Origin of the sequence: Mycobacterium sp. 1274756.6 (assembly GCF_001668625.1) — a bacterium.
Classification (GTDB): Bacteria; Actinomycetota; Actinomycetes; order Mycobacteriales; family Mycobacteriaceae; genus Mycobacterium.
In genome coordinates, this window is record NZ_LZLJ01000007.1 from 15,990 (window position 1) to 31,377 (window position 15,388).

The 15,388-nt window shown below is 72.8% G+C and carries 17 protein-coding genes; 6 read left to right on the forward strand and 11 right to left on the reverse strand.

The features are described from left to right. Positions 1 to 4: 4 nt before the first annotated feature. The gene (locus A5643_RS00890; protein WP_066851141.1) at positions 5 to 568 is read left to right on the forward strand and encodes a TetR/AcrR family transcriptional regulator; all 564 of its coding nucleotides are present in this window, start codon (positions 5 to 7) and stop codon (positions 566 to 568) included. Between the two features lie 10 nt (positions 569 to 578). On the opposite strand, the gene A5643_RS00895 is transcribed toward A5643_RS00890, so the two are convergent. From A5643_RS00895 to trxA, 3 genes are read right to left on the reverse strand one after another with little or no spacing between them, the layout of a single operon-like run. Further along, positions 579 to 2,210, reverse strand: a complete 1,632-nt coding sequence (locus tag A5643_RS00895) for an ABC-F family ATP-binding cassette domain-containing protein (RefSeq protein WP_066851142.1) — start codon at positions 2,208 to 2,210, stop codon at positions 579 to 581. Positions 2,211 to 2,238: 28 nt separating this feature from the next. Continuing rightward, positions 2,239 to 3,063, reverse strand: coding sequence for an enoyl-CoA hydratase (locus A5643_RS00900; RefSeq protein ID WP_156628418.1), 825 nt, complete (start codon positions 3,061 to 3,063; stop codon positions 2,239 to 2,241). A gap of 43 nt (positions 3,064 to 3,106) precedes the next feature. Next, complete coding sequence (gene trxA, locus A5643_RS00905; RefSeq protein ID WP_066851143.1) at positions 3,107 to 3,472, reverse strand: thioredoxin; 366 nt, start codon at positions 3,470 to 3,472, stop codon at positions 3,107 to 3,109. A 104-nt stretch (positions 3,473 to 3,576) separates the two neighbouring features. On the opposite strand from trxA, the gene A5643_RS18360 reads away from it, so the two are divergent. After that, positions 3,577 to 3,750 (forward strand): DUF8730 family Cys-rich protein, encoded by a 174-nt coding sequence (locus tag A5643_RS18360; RefSeq protein ID WP_197497609.1) that lies wholly within the window; start codon positions 3,577 to 3,579, stop codon positions 3,748 to 3,750. Here the strand turns inward: A5643_RS18360 and A5643_RS00910 are convergent. The 7 genes from A5643_RS00910 to A5643_RS00940 all read right to left on the reverse strand — a co-directional run bounded on the left by A5643_RS00910 (position 3,747) and on the right by A5643_RS00940 (position 10,038). Then, entirely contained in the window at positions 3,747 to 4,094 is a 348-nt protein-coding gene (locus A5643_RS00910; protein WP_066851144.1) for a metal-sulfur cluster assembly factor, read from the reverse strand. The genes A5643_RS18360 and A5643_RS00910 overlap by 4 nt on opposite strands. After that, positions 4,091 to 4,585 carry a Fe-S cluster assembly sulfur transfer protein SufU gene (gene sufU, locus A5643_RS00915; protein WP_066851145.1) on the reverse strand — a complete coding sequence of 165 codons (495 nt, stop codon included), beginning with the start codon at positions 4,583 to 4,585 and terminating at the stop codon, positions 4,091 to 4,093. The genes A5643_RS00910 and sufU overlap by 4 nt, the downstream gene beginning before the upstream one ends. Before the next feature lie 3 nt (positions 4,586 to 4,588). Then, a complete protein-coding gene (locus A5643_RS00920) occupies positions 4,589 to 5,824 on the reverse strand; it encodes a cysteine desulfurase (protein WP_502686194.1) in 1,236 nt (411 codons plus the stop codon). Positions 5,825 to 5,852: 28 nt separating this feature from the next. Next, positions 5,853 to 6,626, reverse strand: a complete 774-nt coding sequence (gene sufC, locus A5643_RS00925; protein ID WP_066851147.1) for a Fe-S cluster assembly ATPase SufC — start codon at positions 6,624 to 6,626, stop codon at positions 5,853 to 5,855. After that, the gene (gene sufD, locus A5643_RS00930; RefSeq protein ID WP_066851148.1) at positions 6,623 to 7,813 is read right to left on the reverse strand and encodes a Fe-S cluster assembly protein SufD; all 1,191 of its coding nucleotides are present in this window, start codon (positions 7,811 to 7,813) and stop codon (positions 6,623 to 6,625) included. Before sufD ends, sufC begins: the two co-directional genes overlap by 4 nt. Further along, positions 7,813 to 9,264, reverse strand: coding sequence for a Fe-S cluster assembly protein SufB (gene sufB, locus A5643_RS00935; RefSeq protein ID WP_066851149.1), 1,452 nt, complete (start codon positions 9,262 to 9,264; stop codon positions 7,813 to 7,815). The genes sufD and sufB overlap by 1 nt, the downstream gene beginning before the upstream one ends. 69 nt (positions 9,265 to 9,333) lie before the next feature. Then, the gene (locus A5643_RS00940) at positions 9,334 to 10,038 is read right to left on the reverse strand and encodes a helix-turn-helix transcriptional regulator (protein WP_502686193.1); all 705 of its coding nucleotides are present in this window, start codon (positions 10,036 to 10,038) and stop codon (positions 9,334 to 9,336) included. 116 nt (positions 10,039 to 10,154) lie between these two features. Between A5643_RS00940 and mptB the strand changes: the two genes are divergently transcribed. Genes mptB through A5643_RS00960 form a run of 4 tightly spaced genes read left to right on the forward strand, consistent with a single transcriptional unit; the run spans position 10,155 to position 14,573 of the window. Next, a complete protein-coding gene (mptB, locus tag A5643_RS00945; RefSeq protein WP_066851151.1) occupies positions 10,155 to 11,834 on the forward strand; it encodes a polyprenol phosphomannose-dependent alpha 1,6 mannosyltransferase MptB in 1,680 nt (559 codons plus the stop codon). Continuing rightward, the gene (locus A5643_RS00950; protein WP_066851152.1) at positions 11,831 to 12,781 is read left to right on the forward strand and encodes an ABC transporter ATP-binding protein; all 951 of its coding nucleotides are present in this window, start codon (positions 11,831 to 11,833) and stop codon (positions 12,779 to 12,781) included. The genes mptB and A5643_RS00950 overlap by 4 nt, the downstream gene beginning before the upstream one ends. Continuing rightward, positions 12,778 to 13,572: an ABC transporter permease gene (locus A5643_RS00955; protein ID WP_066851153.1), complete on the forward strand. Its 795-nt coding sequence runs from the start codon at positions 12,778 to 12,780 to the stop codon at positions 13,570 to 13,572. Before A5643_RS00950 ends, A5643_RS00955 begins: the two co-directional genes overlap by 4 nt. 44 nt (positions 13,573 to 13,616) lie before the next feature. Further along, the gene (locus A5643_RS00960) at positions 13,617 to 14,573 is read left to right on the forward strand and encodes a COX15/CtaA family protein (RefSeq protein WP_066851154.1); all 957 of its coding nucleotides are present in this window, start codon (positions 13,617 to 13,619) and stop codon (positions 14,571 to 14,573) included. Here the strand turns inward: A5643_RS00960 and A5643_RS00965 are convergent. Beyond that, complete coding sequence (locus tag A5643_RS00965; protein ID WP_066851155.1) at positions 14,523 to 15,374, reverse strand: DcsG N-terminal domain-containing protein; 852 nt, start codon at positions 15,372 to 15,374, stop codon at positions 14,523 to 14,525. The two genes, A5643_RS00960 and A5643_RS00965, sit on opposite strands and share 51 nt — an antisense overlap. Between the last annotated feature and the right edge of the window lie 14 nt (positions 15,375 to 15,388).

The following is a 15,388-nucleotide window of genomic DNA, read 5'->3' on the forward strand; positions in this document are numbered from 1 at the left end:
GGCGGTGCCCAGGCTCAGCCCGGCCGAGCTCGCCGCGCGTCGTCGACGCATCCTCGACGGCGCGCGGCGCTGCTTCGCCGAGTACGGCTACGAGGGCGCCACGGTGCGCCGCCTGGAGCAGGCCATCGGGATGTCGCGCGGCGCGATCTTCCACCACTTCCGCGACAAGGACACCCTGTTCTTCGAACTGGCCCGCGAGGACGCCGAGCGGATGGCCGAGACCGCGGCGCGGGAGGGGCTGATCCAGGTGATGCGCAACCTGCTGGCCGACCCGGACGAGTTCGACTGGCTGTCCACCCGGCTGGAGATCGCCCGCAAGCTGCGCAACGACCCGGAGTTCCACCGCGGCTGGGCGGAGCGCTGCGCCGAACTCGACGCGGCCACCACCGAGCGGCTGCGCCGCCAGAAGCAGGCCGGGCGGGTGCGCGACGACGTGCCCAGCGCGGTGCTGCACTGCTATCTGGACCTGGTGCTCGACGGGCTGGTGGCCCGGGTGTCCTCCGGGGAGGACCCGGCGCGGCTAGCCGCGGTGCTCGACCTGGTCGAGGATTCGGTGCGCACCCACTGACCGTCGCGGGTCAGGCCAGCTCGATGAGGTCGGCGTACTCCGCCGACCAGTGGTCCTCGGTGCCGTCGGGCAGCAGCACCACCCGCTGCGGGTCGAGCGCCTCGGCGGCGCCGGGATCGTGGGTGACCAGCACCACCGCGCCGACGTAGCTGCGCAGCGCGTCGAACACCTGCTCGCGGGAGGCCGGGTCGAGGTTGTTGGTGGGCTCGTCGAGCAGCAGCACGTTGGCCGCCGAGGCCACCAGCCCGGCCAGCGCCAGCCGGGTCTTCTCCCCGCCGGACAGCGTGCCCGCGGGCTGGTCGAGTTGGGCGCCGCTGAACATGAACGCCCCCAGCAGCCCGCGCAGCTCCTGCTCGGGGCTGTCCGGGGCGGCGTGGCGGATGTTCTGCCACACCGTGGCGGCGTCGTCGAGGGTGTCGTGCTCCTGGGCGAAGTAGCCGACCTTGAGGCCGTGGCCGGGCTCCAGCGTGCCGGCGTCCGGGCGCTCCACCCCGGCCAGGATCCGCAGCAGGGTGGTCTTGCCGGCCCCGTTGAGGCCCAGCACCACCACCCGCGAGCCGCGGTCGATGGCCAGGTCCACCCCGGCGAACACCTCCAGCGAGCCGTACTGCTTGGTCAGGCCGCTGGTCATCAGCGGGGTCTTGCCGCAGGCCGCCGGGGTGGGGAACTTGATCCGGGCGACCTTGTCGGCGACGCGCTCCTCGTCCAGCGCGGCCATCATCCGGTCGGCGCGGCGCAGCATGTTCTGCGCGGCGACCGCCTTGGTGGCCTTGGCGCCGAGTTTGGCGGCCTGGGTGCGCAGCGCGGCGGCCTTGCGTTCGGCGTTGGCGCGTTCCCGGCGGCGGCGGGCCTCGTCGGTGGCGCGCGCGTCGAGGTACTTCTGCCAGCCCATGTTGTAGACGTCGACCTCGCCGCGCACCGCGTCGAGGAACCACACCCGGTTGACCACGTCGGCCAGCAGGTCCACGTTGTGGCTGATCACCACCAGCCCGCCGGTGTGGGCGCGCAGGAAGTCGCGCAGCCAGCCCACCGAGTCGGCGTCGAGGTGGTTGGTCGGTTCGTCGAGCAGCAGCGTGGTGGCCGCTCCCCCGACCCCGGTGTCGGCGGCGGCGAACAGGATGCGGGCCAGCTCCACCCGCCTGCGCTGGCCGCCGGAGAGGGTGCGCAGCGGCTGGGCCAGCACCCGATCCGGCAGCCCGAGGCTGGCGCAGATGCGGCCGGCCTCGCTCTCGGCGCCGTAGCCGCCGAGCGCGGCGAACTGCTCCTCCAGCCGGCCGTAGCGGCGGATCGCCTTGTCGCGCACCGCGTCGTCGGCGGCCTCGGCCATCACCGCCTGCTGCTTCTCCATGTCGGCGAGCAGGGTGTCCAGCCCGCGGGCGGAGAGCACCCGGTCGCGGGCCAGCACCTCCAGGTCGCCCTGTTTGGGGTCCTGGGGCAGGTAGCCGAGTTCGCCGGCGCGGGTGATGGTGCCCGCATACGGTTCGCTCTCCCCGGCCAGGATGCGCAGCGTGGTGGTCTTGCCCGCGCCGTTGCGGCCGACCAGCCCGATGCGGTCACCGGGCTGGATGCGCAGCGCGGCGCCGTCGGTGGCCAGCAGGGTGCGGGCCCCGGCGCGGACCTCCAGGTCCGTTGCGGTGATCACGCGTATAGCTCCTGCCTGCCGCGTGGGGCTACTTGTCGTCGGTGAAATGCGGGGTGCGCCGCTCGGCGCGGGCGGCGACGGCTTCTTCGAAGTTGTGGGTGAGCAGCCGCACGTAGAGCTGCCCGAGGCCCTCGGCCTGCATGTGCCCTTCCAGGCTAGCGGCGTCCAGCCCGCTCCACAGGGTGCGCTTGGTCAGCTCCACCCCGGGCCGGGAGAAGCCGGCGATGCGCTCGGCCAGCGCATAGCAGCTGTCCAGCAGTTCCGCGTCGGGCACCCGCCGGGACACCAGCCCGATCCGGTCGGCCTCCTCGGCGGGCACGTCGCGGCCGGTGAGCATCAGCTCGAAGGCGCGGGAGGTGCCGACCGCGCGCGGCAGCAGGTAGCTCAGGCCCAGTTCGCTGGCCGTGAGCCCGTTGTTGATGCCGGCGGCGCGGAAGTAGGCGCTTTCGGCGGCTACCCGGATGTCGCAGGCCAGCGCCAGGCACAGCCCGCCGCCGATGGCGGCGCCGTTGACCGCGGCGATCACCGGCTGGTGCAGCCGGCGCAGCGCCAGGATCACCTCGTCGAGCACCTCCATCGAGCGCAGCGCGTAGCTGGGCCGGGTCAGCCCGGCCACGTGCGGGACGCTGCCCGCCGACTTGTGGTCGGCGCCCGAGGAGAAGCCCCGGCCCGCGCCGGTGAGCACCACCGCCCGCACCGCGTTGTCGTGGTGGACCTCGGCGAGCACCTCGCGCAGCGGGACCATGACGTCGAAGGCCATCGAGTTCATCCGCTCGGGGCGGTTGAGGGTGATCAGCGCGACGTCGGGGCGCGGGTGTTCGAGCAGGACCAGGGCGGAGTTCACGGTCTGCACGCTATCGCGCTCAGGCCGCGTCCCCGGGGGCTGGGGCGGGCGCTCAGCCCTGGTCGGTGTTCCGCTGCTCGGCCAGCGCCGCCTCCACGTCGAGGTCCTTGAGCTGCTGCACCAGGTCCTCCAGCGCGGGCGGCGGCAGCGCGCCGGGCTGGTTGAACACCAGCGTGCCCTTCTTGAACGCCATCAGGGTCGGGATCGAGCGGATGTTGGCCGCGGCGGCCAGCTGCTGCTCGGCCTCGGTGTCGACCTTGGCGTGCACGATGTCGGGGTGTTTCTCCGCCGACGCGGTGAAGGTGGGCGCGAAGGCGCGGCACGGGCCGCACCAGGACGCCCAGAAGTCGACCAGGACCATGTCGTTGTCCTTGACGAGGTTGTCGAATTCGGCGGCGGTGATGTCTTGGGTAGCCATGCCCCGCCCAACGCGTGGGCTGCGGGTGATGTTCCCGGCCCGGCGGCCGGCCCCGCCGTTTATACCCCCGGGCGTATGATTCGGCGGGACGGAAGGAGACGGTCATGTGCCAGCCAGTGCGCTGCCGGCAGTGCGGGAAGACCACCTGGGCCGGGTGCGGCCGCCACATCGAGGCGGTGCGGGCCACCGTGCCCGCCGACCAGTGGTGCGGCGGGCACCAGCGGACGCGGCCGGAACCGCTGTTCGCGCGGCTGCGCCGCCGGCTGCGGGGTCGCTAGACGGTGAAGCCGAGCGCGCGCAGCTGCTCGCGACCGTCGTCGGTGATCTTGTCCGGGCCCCAGGCCGGGATCCACACCCAGTTCAGCTTGAGGTCGTTGACCAGGCCGCTGCCGATCAGCGCGGTGTGGATCTGATCGGAGATCATGTCCTGCAGCGGGCACTCCGCCGAGGTCAGCGTCATGTCGATGAGCACGGTGGTCTGGTCGCCCTCGCGCTGCAGCTTCATGTCGTAGACCAGCCCGAGGTCGACCACGTTGATGCCGATCTCGGGGTCGATGACATCGTGCATCGCCTCGTCGACCTCGGCGAACAGTTCGTCGTCGGTGGTGATGGTGTCGGTCATTGCTCTCCCTCCACTGAGTGGGCGGCGGCGGCTCGCGCCCCCGCCGAGTCTGTCGTGCCCGCCTCCGCGAGCGCCGCGATGAACGCCGTCCAGGCCAGCAGTGCGCATTTGACCCGTGCCGGATATTTTGCCACTCCGGCGAAGGCGATGCCGTCGCCGATGACGTCCTCGTCGCCCTCGACGGTGCCGCGCGAGGACACCATCTCGGTGAACGCGGACACGATCGTCATCGCCTCGGCCACGCTGCGCCCGATCAGCTGCTCGGCGAGCACCGAGGTGGCGGCCTGGCTGATCGAGCAGCCCTGCCCGTCGTAGGAGATGTCGGCGACGGTCTCCCCGCCGTCGGACAGCGCCACCCGCAGGGTCAGCTCGTCCCCGCAGACCGGGTTGACGTGGTGCACCTCGGCGTCGTAGGGCTCCCGCAGCCCGCGGTGGTGCGGGTGCTTGTAGTGGTCCAGGATCACTTCCTGGTAGATCTGCTGCAGCCGCACCGGTCACGCCCTCCCGAAGAAGTCCACGGCCCGGCGCACCCCGTCGACCAGCCGGTCCACCTCCTCGGCGGTGTTGTACACCGCGAATGAGGCCCGCGCGGTCGCGGCGATGCCGAACCGGCGGTGCAGCGGCATCGCGCAGTGGTGCCCGACCCGGACCGCCACCCCGTCGTCGTCGAGGACCTGGCTGACGTCGTGGGCGTGCACCCCGTCGACCACGAACGACACCGGCGAGCCGCGCTCGGCCAGCCCGGCCGGCCCGATGATGCGCACCCCGTCGACACCGGCCAGCCCGTCCAGGGCGGCGGCGACCAGCTGCTGTTCGTGCGCCTCCACCGCGGCCATCCCGATCGCGTCGAGGTAGCGGGCGGCGGCGGCCAGCCCGACGACCTGCGAGGTCATCGGCGTTCCTGCCTCGTAGCGTTGCGGGGCCGGCGCGTAGGTGACCTCGGTCATGCTGACCGTTTCGATCATCGATCCGCCGGTCAGAAACGGCGGCGCCCCGGCCAGCTGGTCGCGGCGGCCGTAGAGCACCCCGATGCCGGTGGGGCCGAGCATCTTGTGCCCGGAGAACGCCGCGAAGTCCACCCCCAGGGCGTGCAGGTCCACCGGCTGGTGCGGCACCGACTGGCAGGCGTCGAGCACCGTGAGCGCGCCGACCGCCCGGGCGCGGGCCACCAGCTCGCCGACCGGCGCGATCGCGCCGGTGACGTTGGAGTGGTGGCTGAACGCGACCACCTTGACCCGCTCGTCGAGCTGCAGCGAGTCCAGGTCGATGCGGCCGTCGTCGGTGACGCCGTACCAGCGCAGCGTCGCCCCGGTGCGCCGGGCCAGCTCGTGCCAGGGCACCAGGTTGGCGTGGTGTTCGAGCTCGGTGGTGACGATGACGTCGCCGGGGCCCACGGCCGCGGCGAACCGGTCGTCGCCGAACAGGTAGGCCACCAGGTTCAGCGACTCGGTGGCGTTCTTGGTGAACACCAGCTCGTCGGGGTCGGCGCCGACGAACCCGGCGATGGCGGCCCGGCTGTCCTCGTAGGCGTCGGTGGCCTCCTCCATCAGCTGGTGGGCGCCGCGGTGCACCGCCCCGTTGGAGGTGGTCAGGAAGTCCCGTTCGGCGTCGAGGACCTGGCGGGGCCGCTGCGAGGTCGCCCCCGAGTCGAGGTAGGCCAGCGTGTTGCCGCCGCGCATCACCCGGCTCAGGATCGGGAAGTCGGCCCGGATCGCGGTGGTGTCCAGCACCGGGCCGCCGCTGACCGAGACCGACACCTCAGGCCCCCGTGGCGGCCGCGTGGGTGAAGCGCTCGTAACCGCTCTCCTCGAGTTCGTCGGCGAGTTCCGGCCCCCCGGACTCGGCGATGCGGCCGTCGACGAAGACGTGCACGTGCTGCGGGCGGATGTAGCGCAGGATGCGGGTGTAGTGGGTGATCAGCAGGATGCCGCCGTTCTCGGTCTCCGCGTAGCGGTTCACCCCGTCGCTGACCACCCGCAGGGCGTCGACGTCCAGCCCCGAGTCGGTCTCGTCGAGCACCGCGATCTTCGGCTTGAGCAGCCCCAGCTGCAGGATCTCGTGGCGCTTCTTCTCCCCGCCGGAGAAGCCCTCGTTGACGCTGCGCTCACCGAACGACGGGTCGATCTCCAGCTCGCCCATCGCCGACTTGACCTCTTTGACCCAGTGCCGCAACTTGGGCGCCTCGCCGCGCACCGCGGTCACCGCCGTGCGCAGGAAGTTCGACATCGACACCCCCGGCACCTCCACCGGGTACTGCATGGCCAGGAACAGGCCGGCGCGGGCGCGTTCGTCGACGCTCATCGCCAGCACGTCCTCGCCGTCGAGGGTGATCGATCCGCTGGTGACGGTGTACTTGGGGTGGCCGGCCACCGCGTAGGACAGGGTGGACTTGCCCGACCCGTTGGGGCCCATCAACGCGTGCACCTCACCGGAGCGCACCGTGAGGTTCACGCCCTTGAGGATGGGGATGTCGTCCTCGGCCTCGCCGCGGTGCACGCTGACGTGCAGATCCTTGATTTCCAGGGTGGTCATGAGGGGGTGTCTTCCTTTTCGGTCAGGGCCAGTTCGGTCTCGATCGCCTCGGTGAGGCGGTCCTGCACGGCGGGCACGCCGATCCGCGCGATCACCTCGCCGAAGAAGCCGCGCACGATCAGCCGGCGGGCCTGCTTCTCCGGGATGCCCCGGGACAGCAGGTAGAACAGCTGCTCGTCGTCGAACCGGCCGGTGGCGCTGGCGTGCCCGGCGCCGGCGATCTCGCCGGACTCGATCTCCAGGTTGGGCACCGAGTCGGCGCGGGCGCCGTCGGTGAGCACCAGGTTGCGGTTGAGCTCGTAGGTGTCGGTGCCCGACGCCTCGGCCCGGATCAGCACGTCGCCCACCCACACCGAGCGGGCGTCGGGCAGCGCCGAGTCGGGGTCGCCCTGCAGCGCCCCCTTGTACAGCACCCGGGAGCGGCAGTCCGGCCGGCTGTGGTCGATCAGCAGCCGCGACTCCAGGTGCTGGCCGTCGTCGGCGAAGTACAGCCCCAGCAGTTCAGCGTCACCGCCGGTGCCGGTGTAGCCCACCCGGCCGGTGAGCCGCACGATCTCCCCGCCGAGCTGCACCGCGCTGTGCCGCAGCACCGCGTCCTTGCCCAGGCTCAGGTGGTGCATGCTGATGTGCAGCGCGTCGGCGGCCCAGTCGGCCAGCCACACCACGGTGAGCCGGGCGGCGTCGCCGACGACGAACTCGACGTTGTCGGCGTAGCTGCCGCTGCCGCGGTGGTCGATCACCACGGTCGCGGCGCCGAGCTCCTCGACCCGCACCTGCAGGTGCCCGTAGCCGGTGTTGCCCTCCCCCGGGCCGGTCACGACGATCTCGATCGGCTCCGGCGGGGCGGCCTCGCGGGCCACGGTGACCACGGTGGCGGTGTCGAACGCCGAGAACGCCTGCGCGGCGATCCGGTCGGCGGGCACCCCGGCCGCGCCGAGCCGCTCGTCGTCGCGGCCGACCCGCTCGACGCGGACCCCGTCCTGCTCGGTCACGGTGATCTCGGCGGTGCCTGTGGCCGGCGCCGAGCCGTCGTGCAGGCCGCGCAGCCGGCGCAGCGGGGTGAACCGCCAGGCTTCGTCGCGGCGGCTGGGCACCTCGAAGGCGTCGACGTCGAAGGAGGTGAACGCCTCCCCCTTGTTGGCGACGATGCCGGCGGTGCCCTCGACCGCTTCGGTGAGGTTGGTCACTAGCCCACCGACCCTTCCATCTGCAGCTCGATGAGCCGGTTGAGCTCCAGGGCGTACTCCATCGGCAGCTCCTTGGCGATCGGCTCGACGAACCCGCGCACGATGGTGGCGGTGGCCTCCTCCTCGGTCAGCCCGCGGCTCATCAGGTAGAACAGCTGGTTCTCGTTGACCTTGGAGACGGTGGCCTCGTGCCCGATCGTCACGTCGTCCTCGCGGATGTCGACGTAGGGGTAGGTGTCGCTGCGGCTGATGGTGTCGACCAGCAGCGCGTCGCACTCGACGTTGGACTTCGACCCGTGCGCGCCCTTGTGCACCTCGACCAGGCCGCGGTAGGAGGACCGGCCGCCGCCGCGGGCCACCGACTTGGAGACGATGTTGGAGGAGGTGTTGGGCGCCAGGTGCAGCATCTTGGCGCCGGTGTCCTGGTGCTGGCCCTCCCCGGCGAACGCCAGCGAGAGCACCTCGCCGCGGGCGTGCTCCCCGGTCATCCACACCGCCGGGTACTTCATCGTGACCTTGGAGCCGATGTTGCCGTCGATCCACTCCATGGTGGCGCCGGCTTCGGCGCGGGCCCGCTTGGTCACCAGGTTGTAGACGTTGCCCGACCAGTTCTGGATCGTGGTGTAGCGGCAGCGCCCGCCCTTCCTGACGATGATCTCGACGACCGCGGAGTGCAGCGAGTCACTCGAGTACACCGGCGCGGTGCAGCCCTCGACGTAGTGCACGTAGGCGTCCTCGTCGACGATGATCAGGGTCCGCTCGAACTGGCCCATGTTCTCGGTGTTGATCCGGAAGTAGGCCTGCAGCGGGATGTCGACGTGCACGCCCGGCGGGACGTAGACGAACGACCCGCCCGACCAGGTGGCGGTGTTGAGCGCGGAGAACTTGTTGTCCCCGGCCGGGATCACCGTGCCGAAGTACTCCCTCATCATGTCTTCGTGCTCGCGCAGCGCGGTGTCGGTGTCGACGAAGACGACGCCCTTCTCCTCCAGATCCTCCCGGATCTTGTGGTAGACGACCTCCGACTCGTACTGGGCGGCCACCCCGGAGACGTACCGCTGCTTCTCGGCTTCCGGGATGCCCAGCTTGTCGTAGGTGTTGCGGATGTCCTCGGGCAGGTCCTCCCAGGTCTGGGCCTGCCGCTCGGTGGAGCGCACGAAGTACTTGATGTTGTCGAAGTCGATGTCGCCCAGGTCGGCCGCCCAGGTCGGCATCGGCTTCTTGTCGAAGATGCCCAGCGCCTTCAGCCGGGTCTGCAGCATCCAGTCCGGCTCGTCCTTCTTCGCCGAGATGTCGCGCACGACCGCCTCGGACAGCCCGCGCTGGGCGGCGGCGCCGGCGGCGTCGGAGTCCGCCCAGCCGTACTCGTAGCGGCCCAGCGAGGCGATCGCCTCGTCCTGGGTGAGCTCCGGTCCCGCGCGCCCTGTGGTGGCTTCTGGTGTGACGGTCATGTCGTCGCTCCTTCACTGCTCGTGGTGGCCCCGGCGCGCGGGCTGTGCGCCGGAGTCCGGACGGTGTTGCTAATGGCTTGCACCCGGTAACGGGATGTGGGTGGTGCAGGCGTGGTCGCCGTTGGCGATCGTGGCCAGCCGCTGGACGTGGGTGCCCAGCACCGCCGCCATGGCTTCGCGTTCAGCCTCGCACAACTCCGGGAACTCCTCGGCGACGTGGGAGACCGGGCAGTGATGCTGGCAGATCTGCATGCCCTGCATCGGGCCCTCCACCCGCGCGGTGCTGGCCACGTAGCCGGCCCGGGTGAACGCCCCGGCGACCCGGTCGGCGGCGGCGGCGACCGCCCCGTCCTCACCGCCCGCGGCCGGCGCGACCTCGGCGAGGATCCCGTCGATGCGGCGGCGGGCGAAGGTGCGGATCGCCTCCTTGCCGCCGATCTCCCGCAGCTGGCGCAGCGCGGCGACCGCCAGGTCGTCGTAGCTGTGCTCGAGCTTGGCGCGGCCCGCGGCGGTCAGCCGGAACCGTTTGGCGGGCCGGCCCCGGCCGGCGTGCTGCCAGGCGGCGGGGGCGCACGCCTCGGCGTCCCCGGCGGCGATCAGCGCGTCGAGGTGGCGGCGCACCCCGGCCGCCGAGACCCCCAGCCGCTCGCCGATCTGGCCTGCGGTGATCGTGCCGGACTCGGCCAGCAGCCGGACCACCGCGCCACGGGTGCCGCCGTCCCGGGCGCCCACCGTGGTGGCGCCCGCGCACTCCGCAGCCGACTGGAATTTCACAACATCAGTGTGACGCAATTCCGGCGTCGGGTCCAGCCCGACCCTCCCCACCTGGGGTGACACCGCCCACAACCGGCCCGCGCGGCCGGCCCGGCACGGCCGGTTACGCTGCTGCAATGTCCGCGCGCCGGTCTTCGTTGAGCACGACGATCGCCCGCTGGCACGCCGACGAACGCCCGGTCGGCTCCCCGCTGAACCCCGCCGAACTGGTCGCGCTGCGCCACACCCGGCTGTTCGGGGCCACCGGAACGGTGCTGATGGGCATCGGCGCGCTGGGTGCCGGCGCCCGCCCGGTGATCCAGGACCCGACGTTCGGGGTGCGCCTGCTGAACCTACCGTCGCGCATCCAGACGGTGTCGCTGACCATGACCACCACCGGCGCGGTGATGATGGCGCTGGCCTGGCTGCTGCTGGGCCGGTTCACCCAGGGCACCCGGCGGATGTCACGCAGCCAGCTGGACCGCACGCTGCTGCTGTGGCTGCTGCCGCTGCTGCTGGCGCCGCCGATGTACAGCAAGGACGTCTACTCCTACCTGGCGCAGAGCCAGATCTCGCTGCTGGGCAAGGACCCCTACCGGGTGGGCCCGGCGCCCGGCCTCGGCCTCGACCACGTGTTCACCCTGTCGGTGCCCAGCCTGTGGCGCGAGACCCCGGCGCCCTACGGCCCGCTGTTCTTATGGATCGGCCGCGGCATCTCCCGGCTGACCGGGGAGGACATCGTCGCCGCGGTGCTCTTCCACCGGCTGGTGGTGCTGGTGGGCGTCGGGATGATCGTGTGGGCGGTGCCGCGGCTGGCCCGCCGCTGCGGGGTGGCCGAGGTCTCCGCATTGTGGCTGGGCGCGGCCAACCCGCTGCTGCTGATGCACCTGGTCGCCGGCATCCACAACGAGGCGCTGATGCTCGGGCTGATGCTGACCGGCACCGAGTTCGCGCTGCGCGGCGTCGCCGCCACCGGCCCGCTGCTGCCCGACCGGCCGCTGCGCCGACCGGCGGACCCGGCGGCCTGGCGGGCCTGGGCGCCGCTGGGGCTGCTGGTCGGCGGGTCGGTGCTGATCGTGCTGTCCGCGCTGGTCAAGCTGCCCTCGCTGCTGGCGTTGGGGTTCGTGGCGATGGCGCTGGCCCGCCGCTGGGGGGCCGGTCCGCGCGCCTTCGTGCTCGCCGGCGGGCTCCTGGGGGTGCTGGCCGTCGCGGTGACGCAGCTGGTCGGGCTGGCCAGCGGGCTGGGCTTCGGCTGGGTCAACACGCTGGGCACCGCCAACGTGGTGCGCAGCTGGATGTCGCCGCCGACGCTGATCGCGTTGGGCACCGGGCAGGTCGGCATCCTGCTGGGACTCGGCGACCACACCACCGCGGTGCTGTCGCTGACCCGCGGTATCGGCGTGCTGATCATCGCGGTGATGGTGACCTGGCTGCTGCTGGCGGTGCTGCGCGGCCGGCTCTCCCCGGTGGGCGGCCTGGGGGTGGCGCTGGGCATCACGGTGCTGCTGTTCCCGGTGGTCCAGCCCTGGTATCTGCTGTGGGCGATCATCCCGCTGGCGGCCTGGGCCACCCGGCCCGGTTTCCGGATCGCGGTGATCGCGGTGACCCTGATCGTCGGGGTGTTCGGCCCCACCGCCAACGGCGACCGGTTCGCGTTGTTCCAGATCGTCGACGCCACCGTGGCCAGCACCGTGATCGTGGCGGCGGTGATCGCGCTGACGCACCGCCAGCTGCCGTGGCGGCGGCTGCCCGAACCCCCCGAGCAGGCTGCCCGTGGCCGCGCCCCGGACCCCGACGCCTACGCTGAGTCCCCGTGAGCTCGTCCACCACCGCCGCGGTGCCGGTCCGGCTGCGCGGTGTCACCAAGCGGTTCCGCTCCGGCGCAACCACCGTCACCGCCGTCGACGGCCTGGACCTGGAGGTCCACCACGCCGAGGTGTTCGCGCTGCTCGGCCCCAACGGCGCCGGCAAGACCACCACGGTCGAGATGTGCGAGGGCTTCGTCCGGCCCGACCAGGGCAGCATCGAGGTGCTCGGGCTCGACCCGATCGCCGACAACGCCGCGCTGCGCGAACGGATCGGGGTGATGCTGCAGGGCGGCGGCGGCTACCCCGCCGCCCGCGCCGGGGAGATGCTCAACCTGGTGGCGTCCTACTCCGCCGACCCGCTGGACCCGCAGTGGCTGCTGGACACCCTGGGCCTGACCGACGCGGCGCGCACCACCTACCGGCGGCTCTCCGGCGGCCAGCAGCAGCGGCTGGCGCTGGCCTGCGCGCTGGTGGGCCGCCCGGAGCTGGTGTTCCTCGACGAGCCGACCGCCGGGATGGACGCCCACGCCCGGGTGCTGGTGTGGGAGCTGATCGACGCGCTGCGCCGCGACGGGGTGACCGTGGTGCTCACCACCCACCACCTCAAGGAGGCCGAGGAGCTCGCCGACCGGCTGGTGATCATCGACCGCGGCGCCCTGGTGGCCGCGGGCACCCCCGCCGAACTGACCCGCCGCGGCGCCACCGGCGAGCTGCGGTTCACCGCCCCGCACCGGCTGGACCTGGCGGCGCTGGCCGCGCGGCTGCCCGCCGGCTACCGGGCCGTCGAGTCCACCCCTGGCGAGTACCTGGTGGAGGGCCCGATCGATCCGGGCGTGCTGGCCGCGGTCACCGCCTGGTGCGCCGAGATCGACGTGCTGGTCACCGCGATCCGGGTGGAGCAGCGCAGCCTGGAAGACGTGTTCCTCGAGCTCACCGGCCGGGAGGTGCGGTCATGACCGACGCGACGCCGTCACCGTTCCCGCCGGGCACCTTCGCCCCCGACCCGCGCCCCAACGCGGTGCCGCGGATGCTGGCCGCCCAGTTCGGCCTCGAACTCAAACTGCTGCTGCGCAACGGCGAACAGCTGCTGTTGACCATGTTCATCCCGATCACGCTGCTGGTCGGGCTGACGCTGCTGCCGCTGGGCTCCTTCGGCGACGGGCCGGGCGCGCGGGCCGCGGTGTTCACCCCGGCGATCATGGCGCTGGCGGTGATCTCCACCGCGTTCACCGGCCAGGCCATCGCGGTGGCCTTCGACCGCCGCTACGGCGCCCTGAAGCGGCTCGGCGCCACCGCGCTGCCGGTGTGGGGCGTCATCGTCGGCAAGTCGCTGGCCGTGGTCGCAGTGGTCTTCCTGCAGGCGCTGCTGCTCGGCTCGATCGGGTTCGCGCTGGGCTGGCGTCCCGAACCGGTCGGGCTGGCCTGGGGGGCCGGGATGATCGCGCTGGGCACCGCGACGTTCGCCGCGATGGGGCTGCTGCTCGGCGGCACCCTGAAGGCCGAGATCGTGTTGGCCGCGGGCAACCTGCTGTGGTTCGTCTTCGCCGGGTTGGGCGCGCTGGCCATCGACTCCGACACGGTGCCCGAGGCGGCCCGGTGGTTGGCGCGGCTCACCCCGTCCGGCGCGCTGACCGAGGCGCTCATCCAGGCGATGGCGCTGTCGGTGGACTGGTTCGGGCTGGTCGTGCTGGCGCTGTGGGGGGTGGTGGCGGCGCTCGGCGCGCTGCGCTGGTTCCGGTTCACCTGAGCCGGGGCGACCCCGCCGCTACTACATCAGGTAGTTTCACGGGCGTGGGTGTCGGACGGGCGCTGCTGCGGGTGGTGGACCTGCTGCCGTACCCCAGCCTGCGCGTGCAGCGGCTGCTGGCCGCCGCCGTCGTCCTCACCCAGGGCCTGATCTCGGTCACCGGATCCGTCGTGCGGGTCACCGCCTCGGGGCTGGGCTGCCCGACCTGGCCGCAGTGCTTCCCGGGCAGCTTCACCCCGGTCGCCGTCGCCGAGGTGCCCCACATCCACCAGGCCATCGAGTTCGGCAACCGGCTGGTCACGTTCGCGGTGGTGATCACCGCCGGGCTGGCGGTGCTGGCCGTGATCCGCGCCCGCCGCCGCGCCGAGGTGCAGGTCTACGCCTGGCTGATGCCGGCGTCCACGGTGGCCCAGGCGGTGCTCGGCGGGATCACCGTGCGCACCGGGCTGCTGTGGTGGACCGTGGCGCTGCACCTGCTGGTGTCGATGGCGATGGTGTGGCTGGCGGTGCTGCTGTTCGTCAAGGTCGGCGAGCCCGACGACGGGGTGAGCGTCCCGCGGGTGCCCGCGCCGCTGCGCTGGCAGACCGCGCTGACCGGGGTGGTGCTCGGCGCCATCCTGGTGGCCGGCACCCTGGTCACCGGCGCCGGCCCGCACGCCGGGGACAAGAACATCGACAACCCGGTGCCGCGGCTGCAGGTCGAGATCACCACGCTGGTGCACGCCCACTCCTCGCTGACCGTGGCGTATCTGACGCTGCTGGTCGGGCTGGGCTTCGGGCTGGCCGCGGTGCGCGCCCCGCGGGTCGTGGTCACCCGGCTGGCGGTGCTCGGCGCGCTGGTCTGCGCCCAGGCGATCGTCGGGATCGTCCAGTTCTACGCCGGCATCCCGGAGGCGCTGGTCATCATCCACGTGGCGTTCGCGGTGCTGTGCACCGGGGCCACCGCCGCGCTATGGACGGCGATGCGACAGCGGACCCAGCCCGCGGCGCTGCAGGACTGACTCCACCGCGAGCGCGAACTCGCGCTGCCGCGCCGCCCGGGCCGCGGAGTCCAGCGCCAGCCAGCCCAGCCGGGGCGCGATCAGGTGCAGCCGCAGCAGCCGCGCCGCGCCCACCGCGCCCACCAGTTCGGCGCGGGCGGTCAGGAAGTCGGTGACCGCCACCCCCAGCCGCTCGGCGGCGGCGGCCAGCGCGGCCGCGGCGAGGTCCCACAGCGTGAAATCGGCGTCGACGGCGCCCGCGGCGGTGAACGCGTGCGAGGGCCGCCCGGCCAGGAACACCAGCGCGGTGCGCGGCCCGGACAGGTAGGGCTGCACCAGCGCCACCCGCCCCGCCCGGTGCAGCTGCCCGGCGTAGTGCGCGGCGGCGGCCGGCTCGGCGAACCGGCGCACGCCGGACCCGACCGCCGGGCTGACCACCAGCGGGCCGGCCGGGCCGTCGACCGGCTGCCCGTCCGGGCCCGCCACCGCGGTGGGCACGACGGGCACCCCCCGCTCGGCCAGCTCCAGCAGGCAGCGCCGGTCGCTGTTCCAGTCCAGCGTCGCGGGGTCGAGCAGCACGTTGGGTGCGGCGACCACAGCCCGGAACTCGGCGAGGCGGTCGGCGTAGCCGGTCGCGCAGCGCGGGATCACCAGGTCGGCGGCGCCGAGTTCGGGGGCGTCCCAGGAGCGCCAGCGCGCGTGCAGGCCGCGGGCGGCCAGCGCGGGCACCAGCGCGTCGTCGTCGCGCTCCCCGGCCGGCAGTGCCGGGCAGCCGGCCAGCACGATCCGCGGGTGGAACACGTCGGGGCGGGCCAGCTTCATCCCGGCGATGATAC

What these genes read in the sequence shown, in the direction of transcription:
- trxA (WP_066851143.1), bottom strand. Translation starts at nt 3,472, where the DNA reads ATGGCTACCCAAGACATCACCGCCGCCGAATTCGACAACCTCGTCAAG.
- A5643_RS18360 (WP_197497609.1), top strand. Translation starts at nt 3,577, where the DNA reads ATGTGCCAGCCAGTGCGCTGCCGGCAGTGCGGGAAGACCACCTGGGCC.
- A5643_RS00910 (WP_066851144.1), bottom strand. Translation starts at nt 4,094, where the DNA reads ATGACCGACACCATCACCACCGACGACGAACTGTTCGCCGAGGTCGAC.
- sufC (WP_066851147.1), bottom strand. Translation starts at nt 6,626, where the DNA reads ATGACCACCCTGGAAATCAAGGATCTGCACGTCAGCGTGCACCGCGGC.
- sufB (WP_066851149.1), bottom strand. Translation starts at nt 9,264, where the DNA reads ATGACCGTCACACCAGAAGCCACCACAGGGCGCGCGGGACCGGAGCTC.
- mptB (WP_066851151.1), top strand. Translation starts at nt 10,155, where the DNA reads ATGTCCGCGCGCCGGTCTTCGTTGAGCACGACGATCGCCCGCTGGCAC.
- A5643_RS00955 (WP_066851153.1), top strand. Translation starts at nt 12,778, where the DNA reads ATGACCGACGCGACGCCGTCACCGTTCCCGCCGGGCACCTTCGCCCCC.
- A5643_RS00965 (WP_066851155.1), bottom strand. Translation starts at nt 15,374, where the DNA reads ATGAAGCTGGCCCGCCCCGACGTGTTCCACCCGCGGATCGTGCTGGCC.